This is a genomic window from Pedobacter sp. CFBP9032, assembly GCF_034045265.1.
Classification (GTDB): domain Bacteria; phylum Bacteroidota; class Bacteroidia; order Sphingobacteriales; family Sphingobacteriaceae; genus Pedobacter.
In genome coordinates this window covers 268,653-283,829 of record NZ_JAXCWE010000002.1, presented here as the reverse complement: position 1 = coordinate 283,829, position 15,177 = coordinate 268,653, and the positions used below count along the sequence as shown (strand labels likewise).

17 protein-coding genes are annotated in these 15,177 nt (G+C 36.0%); 4 read left to right on the top strand and 13 right to left on the bottom strand.

The window, feature by feature from the left end:
- Positions 1-5 precede the first annotated feature (5 nt).
- The 3 genes from SOM16_RS04995 to SOM16_RS04985 form a co-directional block, all read right to left on the bottom strand.
- Entirely contained in the window at positions 6-668 is a 663-nt protein-coding gene (locus SOM16_RS04995) for an HAD family phosphatase (protein WP_320463219.1), read from the bottom strand.
- A gap of 101 nt (positions 669-769) precedes the next feature.
- Positions 770-1,411 carry a phosphatase PAP2 family protein gene (locus tag SOM16_RS04990; protein ID WP_320462891.1) on the bottom strand — a complete coding sequence of 214 codons (642 nt, stop codon included), beginning with the start codon at positions 1,409-1,411 and terminating at the stop codon, positions 770-772.
- A 511-nt stretch (positions 1,412-1,922) separates the two neighbouring features.
- On the bottom strand, positions 1,923-2,273 hold the full coding sequence (locus tag SOM16_RS04985; protein WP_320462890.1) for a hypothetical protein: 351 nt from the start codon (positions 2,271-2,273) through the stop codon (positions 1,923-1,925).
- Positions 2,274-2,490: 217 nt separating this feature from the next.
- On the opposite strand from SOM16_RS04985, the gene SOM16_RS04980 reads away from it, so the two are divergent.
- On the top strand, positions 2,491-3,228 hold the full coding sequence (locus tag SOM16_RS04980; RefSeq protein WP_320462889.1) for a dienelactone hydrolase family protein: 738 nt from the start codon (positions 2,491-2,493) through the stop codon (positions 3,226-3,228).
- Positions 3,229-3,916: 688 nt separating this feature from the next.
- Here SOM16_RS04980 and SOM16_RS04975 read toward each other — a convergent pair.
- On the bottom strand, positions 3,917-4,777 hold the full coding sequence (locus SOM16_RS04975; protein WP_320462888.1) for a helix-turn-helix domain-containing protein: 861 nt from the start codon (positions 4,775-4,777) through the stop codon (positions 3,917-3,919).
- Between the two features lie 208 nt (positions 4,778-4,985).
- On the opposite strand from SOM16_RS04975, the gene hxlB reads away from it, so the two are divergent.
- Together hxlB and hxlA are read left to right on the top strand one after the other, a co-directional pair.
- Complete coding sequence (gene hxlB, locus SOM16_RS04970; RefSeq protein ID WP_320462887.1) at positions 4,986-5,585, top strand: 6-phospho-3-hexuloisomerase; 600 nt, start codon at positions 4,986-4,988, stop codon at positions 5,583-5,585.
- A 41-nt stretch (positions 5,586-5,626) separates the two neighbouring features.
- Positions 5,627-6,262 carry a 3-hexulose-6-phosphate synthase gene (hxlA, locus tag SOM16_RS04965; protein ID WP_320462886.1) on the top strand — a complete coding sequence of 212 codons (636 nt, stop codon included), beginning with the start codon at positions 5,627-5,629 and terminating at the stop codon, positions 6,260-6,262.
- 193 nt (positions 6,263-6,455) lie between these two features.
- Here the strand turns inward: hxlA and SOM16_RS04960 are convergent, their stop codons facing one another.
- From SOM16_RS04960 to SOM16_RS04935, 6 genes are all read right to left on the bottom strand, one after another.
- Positions 6,456-7,541 carry an acyl-CoA desaturase gene (locus SOM16_RS04960; RefSeq protein WP_320462885.1) on the bottom strand — a complete coding sequence of 362 codons (1,086 nt, stop codon included), beginning with the start codon at positions 7,539-7,541 and terminating at the stop codon, positions 6,456-6,458.
- 309 nt (positions 7,542-7,850) lie between these two features.
- Positions 7,851-8,822 carry a Gfo/Idh/MocA family oxidoreductase gene (locus tag SOM16_RS04955; RefSeq protein WP_320462884.1) on the bottom strand — a complete coding sequence of 324 codons (972 nt, stop codon included), beginning with the start codon at positions 8,820-8,822 and terminating at the stop codon, positions 7,851-7,853.
- A gap of 406 nt (positions 8,823-9,228) precedes the next feature.
- Positions 9,229-9,900: a hypothetical protein gene (locus SOM16_RS04950; protein WP_320462883.1), complete on the bottom strand. Its 672-nt coding sequence runs from the start codon at positions 9,898-9,900 to the stop codon at positions 9,229-9,231.
- 153 nt (positions 9,901-10,053) lie between these two features.
- Complete coding sequence (locus tag SOM16_RS04945) at positions 10,054-10,755, bottom strand: hypothetical protein (RefSeq protein WP_320462882.1); 702 nt, start codon at positions 10,753-10,755, stop codon at positions 10,054-10,056.
- 101 nt (positions 10,756-10,856) lie between these two features.
- Positions 10,857-11,540, bottom strand: a complete 684-nt coding sequence (locus SOM16_RS04940; RefSeq protein WP_320462881.1) for a hypothetical protein — start codon at positions 11,538-11,540, stop codon at positions 10,857-10,859.
- Between the two features lie 47 nt (positions 11,541-11,587).
- Positions 11,588-11,767, bottom strand: coding sequence for a hypothetical protein (locus SOM16_RS04935; protein WP_320462880.1), 180 nt, complete (start codon positions 11,765-11,767; stop codon positions 11,588-11,590).
- A 182-nt stretch (positions 11,768-11,949) separates the two neighbouring features.
- Here SOM16_RS04935 and SOM16_RS04930 point away from each other — a divergent pair, with 182 nt between their 5' ends.
- Entirely contained in the window at positions 11,950-12,195 is a 246-nt protein-coding gene (locus SOM16_RS04930; RefSeq protein WP_320462879.1) for a hypothetical protein, read from the top strand.
- Between the two features lie 49 nt (positions 12,196-12,244).
- On the opposite strand, the gene SOM16_RS04925 is transcribed toward SOM16_RS04930, so the two are convergent.
- The 3 genes from SOM16_RS04925 to SOM16_RS04915 form a co-directional block, all read right to left on the bottom strand.
- Positions 12,245-13,141 (bottom strand): helix-turn-helix transcriptional regulator, encoded by an 897-nt coding sequence (locus SOM16_RS04925; RefSeq protein ID WP_320462878.1) that lies wholly within the window; start codon positions 13,139-13,141, stop codon positions 12,245-12,247.
- 73 nt (positions 13,142-13,214) lie between these two features.
- A complete protein-coding gene (locus tag SOM16_RS04920) occupies positions 13,215-14,219 on the bottom strand; it encodes an aldo/keto reductase (RefSeq protein ID WP_320462877.1) in 1,005 nt (334 codons plus the stop codon).
- Positions 14,220-14,347: 128 nt separating this feature from the next.
- On the bottom strand, positions 14,348-15,076 hold the full coding sequence (locus tag SOM16_RS04915) for a DUF429 domain-containing protein (protein WP_320462876.1): 729 nt from the start codon (positions 15,074-15,076) through the stop codon (positions 14,348-14,350).
- Positions 15,077-15,177: the final 101 nt, after the last annotated feature.

Genomic DNA, 15,177 nt, shown 5'->3' with positions numbered 1-15,177 from the left:
TTTAATTAAAACAAACTGGCTAAAGCCGGATCGTTATAATCCTCAATAAAAGCAATAATGTTATCATAGGCAGAAAACTCATCAGCAGTATGCATGGTGGTTAGCGCTACGCATCTCATTCCGGCAAGTTGCGCAGCTTCCACACCTTTCGGTGCATCTTCAAATACAATGCAGTCCTCAATAGCAACGCCTAATAACTTTGCACCTTTGGTAAAGGTTTCTGGATCTGGTTTACTCTTAACCACATCTTCAGCACTTACTACCGCTCCAAAGTACGATCGTAAATCTAAATTATCCAATACGAAATTGATATTAAAGGGAATAGCTGCAGAACCAATGGCCATGAGAATATTTCCTTCTTTAGCGCGATCCAAAAATTTATCTAATCCCGCAATTAAAGTTAAATGCGCTTTATAAGCAGCTTGGTAGCGGTGCTCTTTTTCGATCGAAATCTGGTCTATTTGTTCCTGTGAAAAATGGCCGACTCCGAACACACGTTCTAAAAGATCCTGGTTTTTACCATACATTTCTTTTTTTACGCCGTCGAAGCTAATATTTGCACCTAAATCTTTTGTTAAAATATCATGCCATGCGTGATTGTGAAATTCCATATCATTGATCATCGTGCCATTGAGATCAAAGAGAAATGCTTTTGGTTTTTTTTCCATCATAGCAGCAAAAATATCAGAATTTTTTGAGCAATAGGTCAGTTTCTTCTCATACTTTATATTACATCGAAGTGGTGTGAAGCAGGCTGAAAAGCAACAAACTAACGTTCATCTGTGTGTTTGTACTGGAAATAGAAATAACTTAAGGGGAATAAGCAAATGATGCCCAGCAATACACCGCCTACCGTATCAGTGAACCAGTGTGCACCCAGGTAAATTCTGGAAGGTGCAATCATCACTACCAAGAATACGGAAAGGGCAGTAACCATGTATCTTGTGGTTTTTGGAATGTGCTTTAACGTACGCATTAAAATAATAAGGAAACCAAAAAACAGCACATACGAAAGTACATGGCCGCTTGGATAACTTTGAAACCTGTTTATTTCTACCAAACGCACATAAGATGCTGTTGGCCTTGGTCTGTTAATAACGCTTTTGATGCCCAGAATAACTAAACCAGATAATAAGATGAGTGAGATAAAAAGGGCCTCGCGTTTAAACTTTTGCCAGTAAAATATAGCGGCAACCAATAAAACGGAAAGCAATGAAAAAGGGAGTTCACCAAAAAAACTAATGGCTAACATAACTTTATCTAACCACGCTGTCTGGTATCTTTGTACGATTAAAGAAATTTTAACATCGAATGGTAAGATAGGATGTTTAGCTATAAACACACTTAGCGTGGTAAAAGCCAGGATCAGGAGAACGAGTATAGATAGTAGAATATTAGGTTTTAACCTCATTTGGGTATACTGATGAATTTTTCAAAACTATTAAATTATAAGATAGGTCTGCACTATTTTGTTTAAATATTATTTTTTAAGCTAAGAATGGGTGTTATTTAATTACATTTCTTAAGCGCTGCAAAACTTATTTGATTTTTTAAGGTGTTTTAATTTGAACTTCAATCCCTATAATTCACCTTTCTATCAAGAAAATGAACCTGTCTGTATAATATTTTAGGAAAAATCAACTCAATCAGTAATCTTTGATTGCTATTTATTAAAACTGCGCAGTCAATGAATAGTTATTTATTGACGGTGAAGCACATCGAAAATCATTAACTAACTTATATTTAACCTTAACACTCCAATGAATTGGCCTTCCATCAATATGGGAGGCACAATTTATTTATTCCAGATGGGGGCTTTTATGACTTATTGAATAAAAAAATCTAATTACTCATGGGGCAATTAGGTTTTTTATAAAAGATCGAAGTGGTGTTAAGGAAAGGATTATTGCTGCTGTTTTTTGCTATTTTACAATAATCTGCTTAGGTTCAGTAACCACAATTTGTTTTTTACCTTTAAATTCTGTTACCACTCCGGTAACGCAGATATGATTACCTAAAAACATGCTTTCAGGTGCTGAGGTGAATTTAGCTTCATCCGCCTTGTTAATTACAATAGTAATTAATTCTTTAGGATAAGCGCCACCAAGATTAATTAATGTTAATTTATCTAATGATTTCGCTGAAAAAACCGAATCACAAATGGTCACTGTTTTGCCAAGGTATTGCCCTGCATCTTTTGCTAAAACAAGTGTTTGGCTTTTTGCAAAGTAGAAAGAAAGCAACAAAGTGAATAAGAGGGCGTACTTTTTCATATGGGATGTGATTTAAGACCAATAAGGGTGATTATTGATTTATTTAGCAAATATAGATAGGAGTTTATCAGAAAACAATGGCTGTTGTGTAACTACTCAGATGGATTCATCACAATTACGGTGATAAATAATCTACTTAAATTACTTCAACGCTAACAAATTATCCATTCATTTGTATCTTAATAAATTAATTCACCATATAATAATCCACAACCAAATGAACAAATTATTCTTGAGTATTTTTTTATTCTCTGCAGGAATTGCAAATGCACAATTGAAACCGGTTAGTTATGTTGACGGGGCCCAGAAACTTAATGGAATGGTTACCGCAAACACGGGTAAAAAAATGCCTGGGGTATTAATTTTGCCAGCCTGGAAAGGAATAGATGACGAAGCAAAAACGGCGGCATTAGAACTTCAAAAACAAGGCTATATTGCATTTATAGCTGATATTTATGGAGAAGGAAACATTCCAAAAGATAATGCAGCGGCAGCTCAGATTGCCGGTAACTACAAAAAAGATTATCAGTCTTATCAGAAACGGATCTCGCTGGCTTTAGCAGAATTGAAGAAAGCAGGTGCATCAGCTGATAAATTAGCAGTGATTGGTTACTGCTTCGGTGGGGCAGGCGCATTGGAAACCGCTCGTGCAGGTTTTCCTGTTCTGGGTGTAGTATCTATTCACGGGAGTTTAGGCAAAGCGGCCGACAGACCAAACGTAGCATTGAGTACCAAATTACTAATTGAAAATCCAGCTGATGACCAAAGCGTAACTCCTGAAGACATGAGCAACTTAATTAAAGAGATGAATGAGGGAAAAGCAGATTGGCAACTGATTACTTATGCCAATAGTAAGCACACTTTTACAGATCCTAAATCTCCAGATTACAATGAAGTAATGGCTAAAAGGGCGTGGAAGCATACCTTATTATTTTTGACAGAGCTCCTAAAATAATCGATTGAATAAAAAAGATACTCCTTTTCTGTTTATGTCTTTGAAATGTCATCTATATGTTTTAGCTTGGAGTTCCTAAACACTAAGAACCTATGGATGATAGAATCAATTTAATTATGGGCGTATTTTTGATACTCAGCTCATTAGGCGTATTTGTTCAGATTTTTAGAGCTAAAAAAGCCGATAAGCGGTACTAAAGACATAAAAAAGCTGATTATTAACCATAATCAGCTTTTTTAGACAGTTTAAACGAATGTGTTGAAACTGATTCGTTATTTCTTCTAACTTATCATTTTGTATCTCGTTAGCCAGAAAACCTGGTGGATGGTTAGGCTACTTATTTTTTCATTGATTTAGGAGGTTTTCGCATAAACTAAGGTTAAAATCTGCGGTAATCATTTTAATTTGCGCGACGAACGATTATATAGCGATCGCTTCAAGATTCACAATAGCGAGTCTTACCAACATCGGCCAATGTACAATATACTTTGCCTTTCCAGACTTTTTCTATTTATTATGTTGGTGCTCAGCCAATATAATTACATGCCTAAAATCTAACTTATGCTGTTTGGTGAGACACCAGACTAGTAGGTTCGTGTTATTGATTCAAGTAATCCTTAACGAAGCTTTAGCTAAACTTGATCGTACTGCGTGAGACACCAACGAGTCGATTGACTTTTCTTAATGCTCAAATCAATGTATTGAATTTTGATTCAATATGTGCTTTTGCTTTCTTTTGGAATTCATCAGGCGTTTCGCCGGTTTGTTTTTTAAAAAACCGACTAAAGTATGGCCGGTCAGAAAAACCCAAATCATAAGCAATTTCTTTAATCGTCACTTCACTATGGATCATCCTCCTTTTCGCTTCTAAAATAATTCTGTCGTGGATAATTTGGGTGCCGGTTTTATCTAGCTTTTCCTTTAAAATCTGATTCAGGCGTTTGGAACTAATCCCTAATTTGCCCGCATAAAAATCAATATTGGTTACCGTTAAGAAATTACTTTCCAATAGCATTAAAAATTCATAAACCCTTTTCTGGTGAACGTCATGGCTGGTAAATTCATGTTCCTTAACGCTAATCAGTTTTAACAGAAACACCTTTAGTAAGGCTTTTAGCATCATAAAATGATTACCCTCCCGATGATACTCGTTTTCCATAATCTGATAGATGGCACCAAGTTCTTTTGATGATTCTTCATCTAATCTCAGGCAGGAAAATTCTCCCTGCACATTAAAAATTCTAAACAAATCGAGTAGAAAATCTTTATCTTCTTCTTCCAGCATAGATCTTTTAAAAGAGATCAGTTCGCCATTTTTGCCTGCTTTATTTAATTGATGTACGCGATAAGGCGGAATCAGGTAAATCCAATCTCCCTTGATTTTAAAAGTAGGATCAGAGATATTATGCAATGGATCTTCGTTCTTCAGCCAAACCACTTCAAAGAAATCCTTTCGGCCGGGATCGTTAAGGTAACTAGGCGGACAATTGTGAAGGTTTCGGATGTAAAGCAGAGATTGTTCGAGGTTGGTAGGCATAGCTGTAGTCATGTCATGCAAAGATAGTCAGACGGATTTTATCGTTTAGGATAATCATCACATTTTGGTGGACTATTCGGAAATTAACTGATTTCAATATCATAAGTATGACTTTCTTCAGACGGTTTTGGCTGATTGTCCCACATTATGTGCCGATTGTGTAACCCCTTAATCCTGATGCCCGGCTACCTTTGATGTATTCGAATACAGCAATATGGAAATGCAAAACACAATAGAAGAATCATTAGACAATCAGCAATTGGTTTGGGGTTTACAATTGAATTTAGAACTGATTTTAAATGAAAATTTAAAGTTGGCTAAAAAAGTAGATATGGAAAACCTGATTCCGTTTATCAATTATATTCAGCAATCTAAGCGCATCTTTATCATTTCTGCAGGAAGATCTGGCTTCGCCATGCGTTCTGCCGCCATGCGACTGATGCATTTAGGCTTGCAGGTATATGTAGTTGGCGATACCACCACGCCCGCCATTGGGAAAGATGACTTGTTAATTGCGGCTTCCGGATCGGGTACTACCAGCGGTATTGTAAGGGCAGCAGAAAAGGCTAGGTCAGTAGGAGCGAATTTGGTGGCTTTAACAGCTGATCCAGATGCTGCATTGGCAAAACTTGCGGATCATGTGGTTCACATCCCTGCAGCAGGAAAGGAAGAACATGGAAGCGGAAAATCAGAACAATATGCAGGGAGTTTATTTGAGCAGTTTTTATTGCTTTTGATGGATGCAGTTTTTCAGTCCCTCTGGAAGCTGGATGGCACGCCTGCGGATGAACTCTATAAAAGGCATGCAAACCTGGAATAATAACACTTAATAATTAATTATAAATAAATATAAATACAATCATGGCAAAATTACAAGTAGCAATAGACTTATTAACAACAGAAGAAGCATTGGCATTAGCAGCAAAGGTAGCTCCTTATGTAGATATTATTGAACTAGGAACACCTTTAATCAAAAATGTAGGTTCATCAGTAATCACTGCAATGAAAAATGCCCACCCAGATAAGTTGGTTTTTGCAGATTTAAAAACTGCTGATGCTGGCGAATTAGAAGCTGATATCGCTTTTAAAGCAGGTGCAGATTTAGTAACCGTAATGGGTGCTGCCGGAAATGCAACGATAATAGGTGCCGTTAAAGCAGCAAAAGCACATGGTAAAGGTGTTGTAGTAGATACAATTGGTTATCCTGATCGTGTTAAAAGAGCACAGGAAGTTACTGAGTTGGGTGTTAAATTCGTAGAATTACACGCAGGTTTAGATGAGCAGTGGACAGATGGCTATTCTATCCAGGTGTTAATTGATGAAGCTGCAAGAGTTGGCGTACCAGTTTCTATTGCAGGTGGCGTTAATATTGATAACGTAGCGGCTGTAGTAAAATCAGGAGTAGAGGTGGTAGTAGCGGGTGCAGCTATTTATGGCGCAGAAGATCCTGCGGCAGCAGCAAAAGCATTACGCGAAGCAATGGAAGCTGCGGTTTAAAATTCAGCTTTAGATCAATAAAATAGGGTGTTTCATTGGAGGAATTCTATCGGTTGGTGTCTCACCAACCGAAAATATAGGACTACAAATCTGCCATTATTGAAGGATTAACTTCTTAATTAAGCTGGTTGGTTAAATACCAATCAGTAAGGTTAAGGGAAACACCCTATATTTATTTAAGTGTATTAAAGAGTTAAACAACTATCGGCCTGCCCATTTTTTTCAGCATGCGGTAATGTGAAACCAGCGCAGCAGAAAAAGTAATATTTTCATGATAAGGGATTCCGAATTCCAAAGCAGTTTGCTTCACAATCACAGCGATTCGGCCATAATGAACATGACAGATCTTTGGAAACAGATGGTGTTCAATCTGTCTGTTTAAACCACCAAGAAAAAAAGCAGCCATCGGACTTTGCGTGGCGAAATTTGCAGTAGTCCGCATTTGATGTTCTGCCCAGGCCTCCTCCATGTTTCCATTTTCATTCGGAATAGGAAAAGTTGTTCCTTCCACTACGTGTGCCAACTGGAAAACCAATCCCATTGTGATGCCTTGCGCCAAATGCAATAACACAAACCCGATTAACACTTGCCACCAATGTACATCCATCACGATTATGGGCAATGCGATAAACAGGCCGTAGTATAAAAATTTGTAGAAAAATAAATTGAAATATTCAATTTTAGGATGAATATTTTCTCTTGCCCCAATATTCTTCTGAAAGAATTTTTTGAAATCTTTTCGCAATACCCAGGATAATGAGGCTAATCCATACAATGGAAATGCATACCAATGCTGGAAGCGTTGATGCGGCTGTAGCTTATCTTCCGGGCAAATGCGGATTAACCCAGGTGCAATTTCAATGTCTTCATCGTGCCCGGGAATATTGGTATACGTATGGTGTACAATGTTATGCGTAATATTCCAAACGTACGGGCTCGCCCCAACCAGGTGAAATAACATGCTTAGCACCTTATTGGTTCTTTTATTAGCAGAGAACGAACCATGAATGGCATCATGACAAATATTGAAACCAATAAAAGCGCAGACTACGCCAAGCAGTAGGGTAAGAAAGGTTAAGATGATCCCGTTAAAATCAGATAGAATAATGATCAGGTAAATGGTTGCAAATAGGCTTAAAAATATAAATGTTTTAAGCCACATCAGGCCGTTTGCATTTACACTTAAATCGCGGGAAACAAAATCGGCATTAACTCGCTGCCTTAATTCTGCATAAAAATGGACACCTTTCGGTGCCGGGAACTTCGTTTTAACTTTCATATCTCTTTCTATCCACCCTATGTACAGGGGCGATACTCCGAGTTCATCAAGCTATGTAGCTACCAGTTTGTTGGCAGCTAAGGTATGAACGTAATATGACCTATTTTGGTTTGTGGCAAACAATTTAAATATTATTTACAAAACCTCGTAAAAAGAGAAAGCCCCATATTTCTATGAGGCTGAATTATTTTTGCTTTAAAGACATCCATCATTTAAAGCATAAACCAAACAAACTAAATAATAGACAATCTATCAAAAGAATTGTTTTTAAGTTTTTGAAAAAAAGTTAAATATTTTATCTTTTATCCGTTAACTGGTAAATCCGTCTAGCAATTCCATGGTTTTCAGCGCTTCTTCACCGCTACATGGATTTTTGCCATCATTTAAAAAGTAGGCCACTACTTTTTCTATCATCGGTTGTTCTACATGTGCGAGGGGAAGAAAGTCTAATCTTTCTTCTGTTCCATCCACTACTACTTTAATTTGGTGGCCAAACATGGGAAAACTGATTTTTCCTTTACTTCCGTAGATTTCGCAACTATCCAGTTGGTCTGCTTCAGCCACGCTAAAGCACCAGGTACCATTAAATACCACACCGTTTTTAAATAATATATTTCCGGTAACCAAATCATCCACCTGGTCTTGCCCGGTTTGGTTTATAGCAATACCACTAAACTTTGCAATTTCGCCAAAATAATAAAGCATTAAGTCCAATTGGTGAGGGGCGAGGTCATGAAAAAGCCCACCACCTGCAATATCCGGGTTAACTCTCCAATTTTCTTCCGCATGGGCAATAAGATCACTTTTTTGGGGCTGCAACATTTTAAGCGCTACAAAGCGAACTTCACCAATTACCTGTTCCTCCAGCAATGTTTTAATCTTTAAGAAAAGTGGTTGTTCCCTTCTATAGTGTGCTACCGAAAGTTTAACCCCGTATTGATGTGAGGCGGCAACCATTCTTTTGGCGGCCTCACTATTTAATGCCATTGGTTTTTCTACATAAACAGGCTTCCCGGCTGCCAATGCCTTAATCGTATATTCTTCATGCTGTAGGGGAGGTGTGGCAATATAAATCGCATTTACCTCCGGATCATTAATTAATTGATCTGCATCGCTGTACCATTTTGCAACCTGATGCCGTTTCGCGTAATCTTCAGCCTTTGCTGCGTTTCTCCGCATTACCGCCACCAGCGAAGAGTTGGGCGCCTTATTAAAAGCAGGTCCGCTTTTTACTTCAGTTACATCTCCACAACCAATTATTCCCCATTTAATTTCACTCATAAGTAATGTTCTATTTCTTTGGTAAGTTAATCATAGTCGCTAAAGATAGAAAGTAAGAATCTAAATTTTTGTTTGGAGAAGAACAGCAGGAATAATTTTTAACAGCAGGTTTTTATTTATAGGCTTGGAAAGATGGAATCTCTAATGCTTCTGGGAAGCCTTAATCTAGAAATGAAACAGTTTGAGTTACACTTTGCTTAATACATGGAAGAATTTTGGGCTAAACAAACCAATAGTTTTGAGATATTGCTCTTTTTTTAAAGCATCGTAAAATTTGTTGGATATGGTCGCTGCTTTATTTTTGTCTTCAACATTATCCGTTGTAATCGTTTTAATAGTACAACTTATTAAAATTGAAATCAGAATAAACGTGAATAGATTAGTTTATTTTATGAAATTTTTCATTTTAATGAGTAAATAAATTAAGGAGCGAGTTAGGTTTTACATCATCATTAGTATTTGGGATCATTAATATTATAAAAAGATCGTTATATTTTCTTGAAAACAATATTTCTGTTGGCATCGCTCGTTGTTTTTTACTTACAAATATTTCAGGATCTTTTTCTCCATTTAATTTAATTGATAAATGATCCAGGGTTAAGTAATAGTCCAAGATATCACCATTTATTCGTGTTTTATTTATCAAATTTCCAAATAGGGATAGGTTTATGTGGTTACACTTTTTTGGTTTAGTTTCTGTGTTTAATTCAAAATTAAAATGCTTTAAAAATAAAATTGAATTGTAGACCATACCATATGCACGGTGTGACGGTTGTTCGGTTAGATTAATAAAATCTTCAATATTAGATTTATTTGAGATATTAAACTTACAAACGATTATTTTAAAGTTTTTATCGTAATTGAATGTTGCAACAGGTAATCTGTTTTTGCTAAAATAGGTCAAATCCGATTTAATTAAATCGGATTTTGACTTTGAGAAAATATCGGCATAAGTGCTTGTTTTCTTTGGAAGAATTAACACATTTGTAATGCTGTGCATTTTTATTAATGTGAATACACAATAAATTAAAAATGTTAAAACAACTAAGCCTAAAAAATATCTTTTTTTAATTTTCATTAGCTCTGTAAATATTAAGTAATCCCAACAGTTTTTGCAACATTTGTAGCTTGTTATTGATCGGCAGGATCTTCTGTTTTTGTTGCGGAACGCTTAGTAACTTTTATACAGCCTCCAGGCAAAACTAGAAGCAATAGTAATCAGAAGACATTTTTATTTTTTATCGATTAAATTTAATAGCAAGTTAGCATTGGCTATATCTTTAGCGTTTGCTGAGGTTAAGAGCAGGAGGTATAGAAAGTTAGTTTTTCTATAAAATAAGATTTGAATAGGAACTTTTTTGAATAAATGATTGCTGAAGAAACAAATATTTGGATCTGTATTATTGTTAAACTTAATACCCATATTATTTATTTGGACATTATAGCCTAATAATGAATCAGTTTTAATTGTATTCCTTATATAGTTACCATTTAATGCAATGCTGATATGGTGAATACGCTGAATCTTACTGTCAAAACTGCTATTTGCATCAATATCTTCAGTCAGTTTGATAAGTTTATATGTTTTTCCATTAATAGAAGTGTTTTGGTCAGTTAAGTTGATACTTGACAATAGTTTATTAGCATCTTTAGTGACAAACTTATAAATGATAATTTTATAGCTATCATATCCTTTTGTGTAATTGAATGTTGAGATAGGAAAAGAAACCCGGCTAAAACGTGCAAAATCTGGCTCAATAGCGTCAGATTTTGTTTTAGAAAATAAAAATTTATAATCACCTGTTTTCTCAGGCATAAATATGCCCTCCCTCAATTGTTCTTGGTTAGCGTCCTTCAATGCTGAAAATATTTTCAATCCTACATAAATGATGAAAGCACATGGAATGAGAAAAAGTAAATTTTGTTTTTTCAATTTTTTGGTTCGAGATTAAATTAAATGTCATCAAGAATGTACTTTAAATTTTGGCTTGATGAGTAGTGTGATAAATTAAATGGTATAGAAAAATGTAAGTATCAAAATATTATAGGTTCAAGGTTTGCCAACCTATCTTTGAACATGATGTCTTTTTTTCGTTTTCCGAATAAACCAAGTATAATAAATAGTCCCGCTAAAGACATCATTGCTAATTTAGGGTGAAAAATGAAATGGATAATAATTAAGATAATGGCTACAATTAATAATGAAACAATTAATGTCAACCCGGCGTTGGTGGTGAAAAAACCTGGTCTAAAAACTATTTTATTGTCAGTATCTTTATTAAGATTGTATTCAGTTATAAAGGAATAAAAAAGGCTGAATACACTTTCTTCCATGATGGCAGTCTTTTGGTCTTTATCGTTAAATGATAAATTTTTACTTGAACCATCGCGGAGATATAAAGTTATAAAAGTGACACTTGATGCCGAGAAATAACAATTGTAAGCCTTAATTTTATCCCACTCGTAGACTGATTCATTTTTGAGTGCTTCATTTTGTAAATCATACTCAGCTACTTTAAAGGCATCAGGCTTGAAATCCAAAATAGTTTTTCGTGTAAATGAGCACTTAAATTTTTTCTGAAATAAAAATGGAATAATAGTTAATATTATCCATGCAACTACACCAAATTTGGGCATCATTAATAATTTTCCAATATAAATTACCAAGAGAGTAAGTGATATATATATGGGAAAAGCATACAAAAATGCTTTTCCCATATTATAACTTTTTGATGTATATGATATCTGTTTATTCAACATCTTATTTATTGACTTTGAGCTGCTTGATAAATATCATACGATAAAGTGCCTACAGCTATTCCCACTCCAACCGTTCCGTCATATGCTTCACCTAAACCAGTAAATTCAGAAGCACCTGCCAAAGCAGCAAGGCCACTAATTGTAATTGCTTTAAATGCCACACCACCATTTGATTTAAATGTCATCAAGAATGATGAAGGAATTATGAAGAAATCATACAGGCTTGCATTTTAAAACGAAAAGATTCTAATTTGGCGAGCTAATTAATTGCTAATGGATTTACGCACTTTTCCTATTGATAGATAAATATGAAAAGCAAAAGCGCTGGAAGTGTGAGAATCAGCTTTAGTGTAATGATTATCCATATATGGAATATGGTTCTGTAACTGGACGCATTAAATCTATTTCGCTCACTACAAATATCACTAAGACGGACAAAACCGAGGTGGAAACTTATATGTTACTGGTAGATTTTCCAAACCAGTTGAAAACAAATTACGGAACTAAGTTAGCTTTTAAAACAGAAGCAAAAGGATCTGCTGAGATTATAACAAATGATAGGCGACTAATTCAACGTTTATTTGATAATTTAAAGTATGTGCTGAAAAAGTAATTATGGGCAAATGTTAGCAATTTTATATGTAACAAAAAATATATCGCTCTTAATTGAGCATATTCCGAAAGGCCACAGGTGATAAATTCGTTTTCTTTTTAAACAGTGTGCTGAATGATTGTGCATGTTCAAAGCCGAGTGCGTAAGCAATTTCGTTAATGGATAGTGTTGTGGTAGAGAGTCTTTCTTTTGCCTTTTCAATTAATTTTTCGTGAATGTGCTGTTGCGTATTCTGTCCGGTATGAATCCGCAATAAATCACTTAAATAATTGGGCGATAAATTCAGTTTGTTTGCAATATACTGCACGGTGAGCAAACCAAATTTAGCCGTATAGTCTTCATTAAAATAATCATCAATTGCCTTTTCAAACTTTACAAGTAACTGGTGATTGTTGTTTTTTCTGGTGATAAATTGTCTCTCGTAAAAGCGATTTGCATAATTAAGCAGCAATTCGATTTGAGATAGGATGATTTCCTGTGTATGCCGGTCGATATGTAAACATTCCTTATCTATTTTATTAAAGATGGTGATTAAATTATGTTCTTCTTCCGCAGAAAGGTGCAAAGCTTCATTTACGGCGTAAGAGAAAAAACCATATTGATTAATGGTATTTGCGAGGGAATGTTTCAGTAAAAAATCGGGATGAAAGATGAGCAGATCACCAGAACCGCATTCCATGGTTTGCAAATCGAGCGATTGAACCTGATTTGGTGCTGTAAAACTTAATACGCCTTTATCATAGTCATAGTGTTGCTGCCCATACTTAATCTTTCCTGTTGCTTCGCGTTTTAAGGCAATGCAATAAAATCGGTTAATAAAGCCTTTCCACACTTCATCTTCCAGGAAAACACATTCATTTAGATTGATCACACTCACTAATGGATGGAGTGGTTCTGGAAGGGATAATAAGCGATGAAATGCTGAAATAGAGGGAATGGTATTCATGATGCTAATTTAAATATAAAAAGGATGTGAAATGGCACAGTTGCATGTAGATGATGTAACCGTGCCAATCAATTTAATCAAGAAGACCCATGCTAAACTCATCGTATGCACTGCCTGTATCGGTTCCCAACGGAATAATGCTTTCCAGTTGCTGTATATCAGCTTCGCTGAGTTGAATACTTGCAGCTGCGATATTTTCTTCCAGATACTTTCTGCGTTTAGTACCCGGAATGGGAATAATGCCTTTGTTCATTATCCAGGCCAAACCCAGCTGAGAGGAGGTAACGTTTTTAGCTTTTGCCATGGCAGCTATGGCTTCAACCAATTCTATATTCTTATGAAAGTAGGCTTCCTGAAAACGTGGAATTGATCTCCTGAAATCATCGGCTGGTAAATCAGCTATGGTGCGAATTTCGCCCGTAAGGAAGCCTCTTCCAAGCGGTGAATAGGCCACAAAGCTAATTTCCAGTTCTTTTAGGGTTTGAAAAATGCCTCTTTCTTCTACTGTGCGCTCAAATAATGAATACTCGCTTTGCACGGCCGCTATGGGATGGATGGCATGCGCTCTTTTAACTGTATCAGAAGAAACTTCCGATAAACCGATGTGACCGATCTTTCCTTCCTTAACAAGCTCACTCATGGCTTCAACAGTTTCTTCGATAGGCGTGTTTTTATCTAAACGGTGTAAATAATATAAATCGATATAATCGGTTTGAAGGTTTTTAAGAGATCGCTCCAATGCCTTTTTTACGTATTTCTTCTGACCATTAATTGCCCAGGTTACTTTATTGTTGTCATCTATCTCCCAACCGAATTTAGAGGCAATAATGTAATCATTTCGTCTACCTTTTATGGCTTTGGCAATGAGTTGTTCGTTTTTTAATGGTCCGTAAAGGTCTGCTGTATCGAGAAAGTTTACGCCCAATTCTAAAGATCTGTGAATGGTGGCAATACCTTCTTTTTCATCGGCTTGGCCATACATATTGGCCTCTTCAAAGCCCGTCATGCCCATGCAACCCAATCCCATTACCGGAACAATTAATCCTTGATTTCCTAATTTTATTTTTTTGATTTCCATGATGTTTCTTTATAAATCAAATGTCCGGAAGATTTAAAGTGCAGTTGTATGCAAAGCCCTGAAACTTGTTTGCAAATCAATGGAAGGATGTCATGTTTGAATTTTTAAAGCATGAAATGATTCAGTGATTAAGGTGCATAATAAATGGCCATTTCGATTCCTGATTCATCCATAACTGGTTTTTCGGGGAAAGTATATCGAATTCCGGATTCCCTGTTATCCTGAATTTTAACTTGCATAATGGATAAACATAAGGCATCAATAATATCATCAGCTGCTACATCAACTCTTCTGAATTCCTGGTAGGCCCTGCGGTAAAGCTGTTCTATTTGTGGCTGATGTTTTTTTAAGATCTGTAGCCGTTCCCGAATGCCTTCGTCGGTTTTTTTATTGGCTGCTAAGGGCTTTCCGGCATTTAAGAACTGAAAGGCAATTTCGGGATGAGATTCTTTGAACTTCAATTTTGCCTGATCATTTCTGATCAGCAATTGATCCAGTTCATAAATTTTTGGCATAATAAACCAGGTCTGTTTGGTAATCCCTTTACCTAAAACGCGCCGATTCATCTCATTTGCTTGCGGGTAGGTTTCAGCAGCAAAAGCTTCCCGACAGGGAACAGGAAAAAGACTCGATTTCTTTCCCTTGGGTAGCACCATTCTGGCCATTTGCTCACAGGTTCGCAGAGGAATATTTATACTGGGTAAACCAATAGGCATATCAATGAGAAAATCGCAATCATTCCCAAAATGATCCCATACCGCTGCAATCGTTTTAAAGATGTTGATTGTTTTATCTTCATAACAGGCAGCAATCCAACCAAACTTACACCCATCTATGCCTACGGCTTTTTTGCTCATTTAAATTTAAATTAGTGAACACAATATATAATATAAATTGATGGGTAAAGGATTTAAATTAAGCCTTAAGGTCTATCCATTCTATATGTGCCAATTCCTGT

Bases quoted from the DNA above. Each gene is read 5' to 3' on its own strand.
- SOM16_RS04995 (WP_320463219.1), bottom strand. From the start codon at position 668: ATGGAAAAAAAACCAAAAGCATTTCTCTTTGATCTCAATGGCACGATG.
- SOM16_RS04990 (WP_320462891.1), bottom strand. From the start codon at position 1,411: ATGAGGTTAAAACCTAATATTCTACTATCTATACTCGTTCTCCTGATC.
- SOM16_RS04985 (WP_320462890.1), bottom strand. From the start codon at position 2,273: ATGAAAAAGTACGCCCTCTTATTCACTTTGTTGCTTTCTTTCTACTTT.
- SOM16_RS04980 (WP_320462889.1), top strand. From the start codon at position 2,491: ATGAACAAATTATTCTTGAGTATTTTTTTATTCTCTGCAGGAATTGCA.
- SOM16_RS04975 (WP_320462888.1), bottom strand. From the start codon at position 4,777: ATGACTACAGCTATGCCTACCAACCTCGAACAATCTCTGCTTTACATC.
- hxlB (WP_320462887.1), top strand. From the start codon at position 4,986: ATGCAAAACACAATAGAAGAATCATTAGACAATCAGCAATTGGTTTGG.
- hxlA (WP_320462886.1), top strand. From the start codon at position 5,627: ATGGCAAAATTACAAGTAGCAATAGACTTATTAACAACAGAAGAAGCA.
- SOM16_RS04960 (WP_320462885.1), bottom strand. From the start codon at position 7,541: ATGAAAGTTAAAACGAAGTTCCCGGCACCGAAAGGTGTCCATTTTTAT.
- SOM16_RS04955 (WP_320462884.1), bottom strand. From the start codon at position 8,822: ATGAGTGAAATTAAATGGGGAATAATTGGTTGTGGAGATGTAACTGAA.
- SOM16_RS04950 (WP_320462883.1), bottom strand. From the start codon at position 9,900: ATGAAAATTAAAAAAAGATATTTTTTAGGCTTAGTTGTTTTAACATTT.
- SOM16_RS04940 (WP_320462881.1), bottom strand. From the start codon at position 11,540: ATGGGAAAAGCATTTTTGTATGCTTTTCCCATATATATATCACTTACT.
- SOM16_RS04935 (WP_320462880.1), bottom strand. From the start codon at position 11,767: ATGACATTTAAATCAAATGGTGGTGTGGCATTTAAAGCAATTACAATT.
- SOM16_RS04930 (WP_320462879.1), top strand. From the start codon at position 11,950: ATGGAATATGGTTCTGTAACTGGACGCATTAAATCTATTTCGCTCACT.
- SOM16_RS04925 (WP_320462878.1), bottom strand. From the start codon at position 13,141: ATGAATACCATTCCCTCTATTTCAGCATTTCATCGCTTATTATCCCTT.
- SOM16_RS04920 (WP_320462877.1), bottom strand. From the start codon at position 14,219: ATGGAAATCAAAAAAATAAAATTAGGAAATCAAGGATTAATTGTTCCG.
- SOM16_RS04915 (WP_320462876.1), bottom strand. From the start codon at position 15,076: ATGAGCAAAAAAGCCGTAGGCATAGATGGGTGTAAGTTTGGTTGGATT.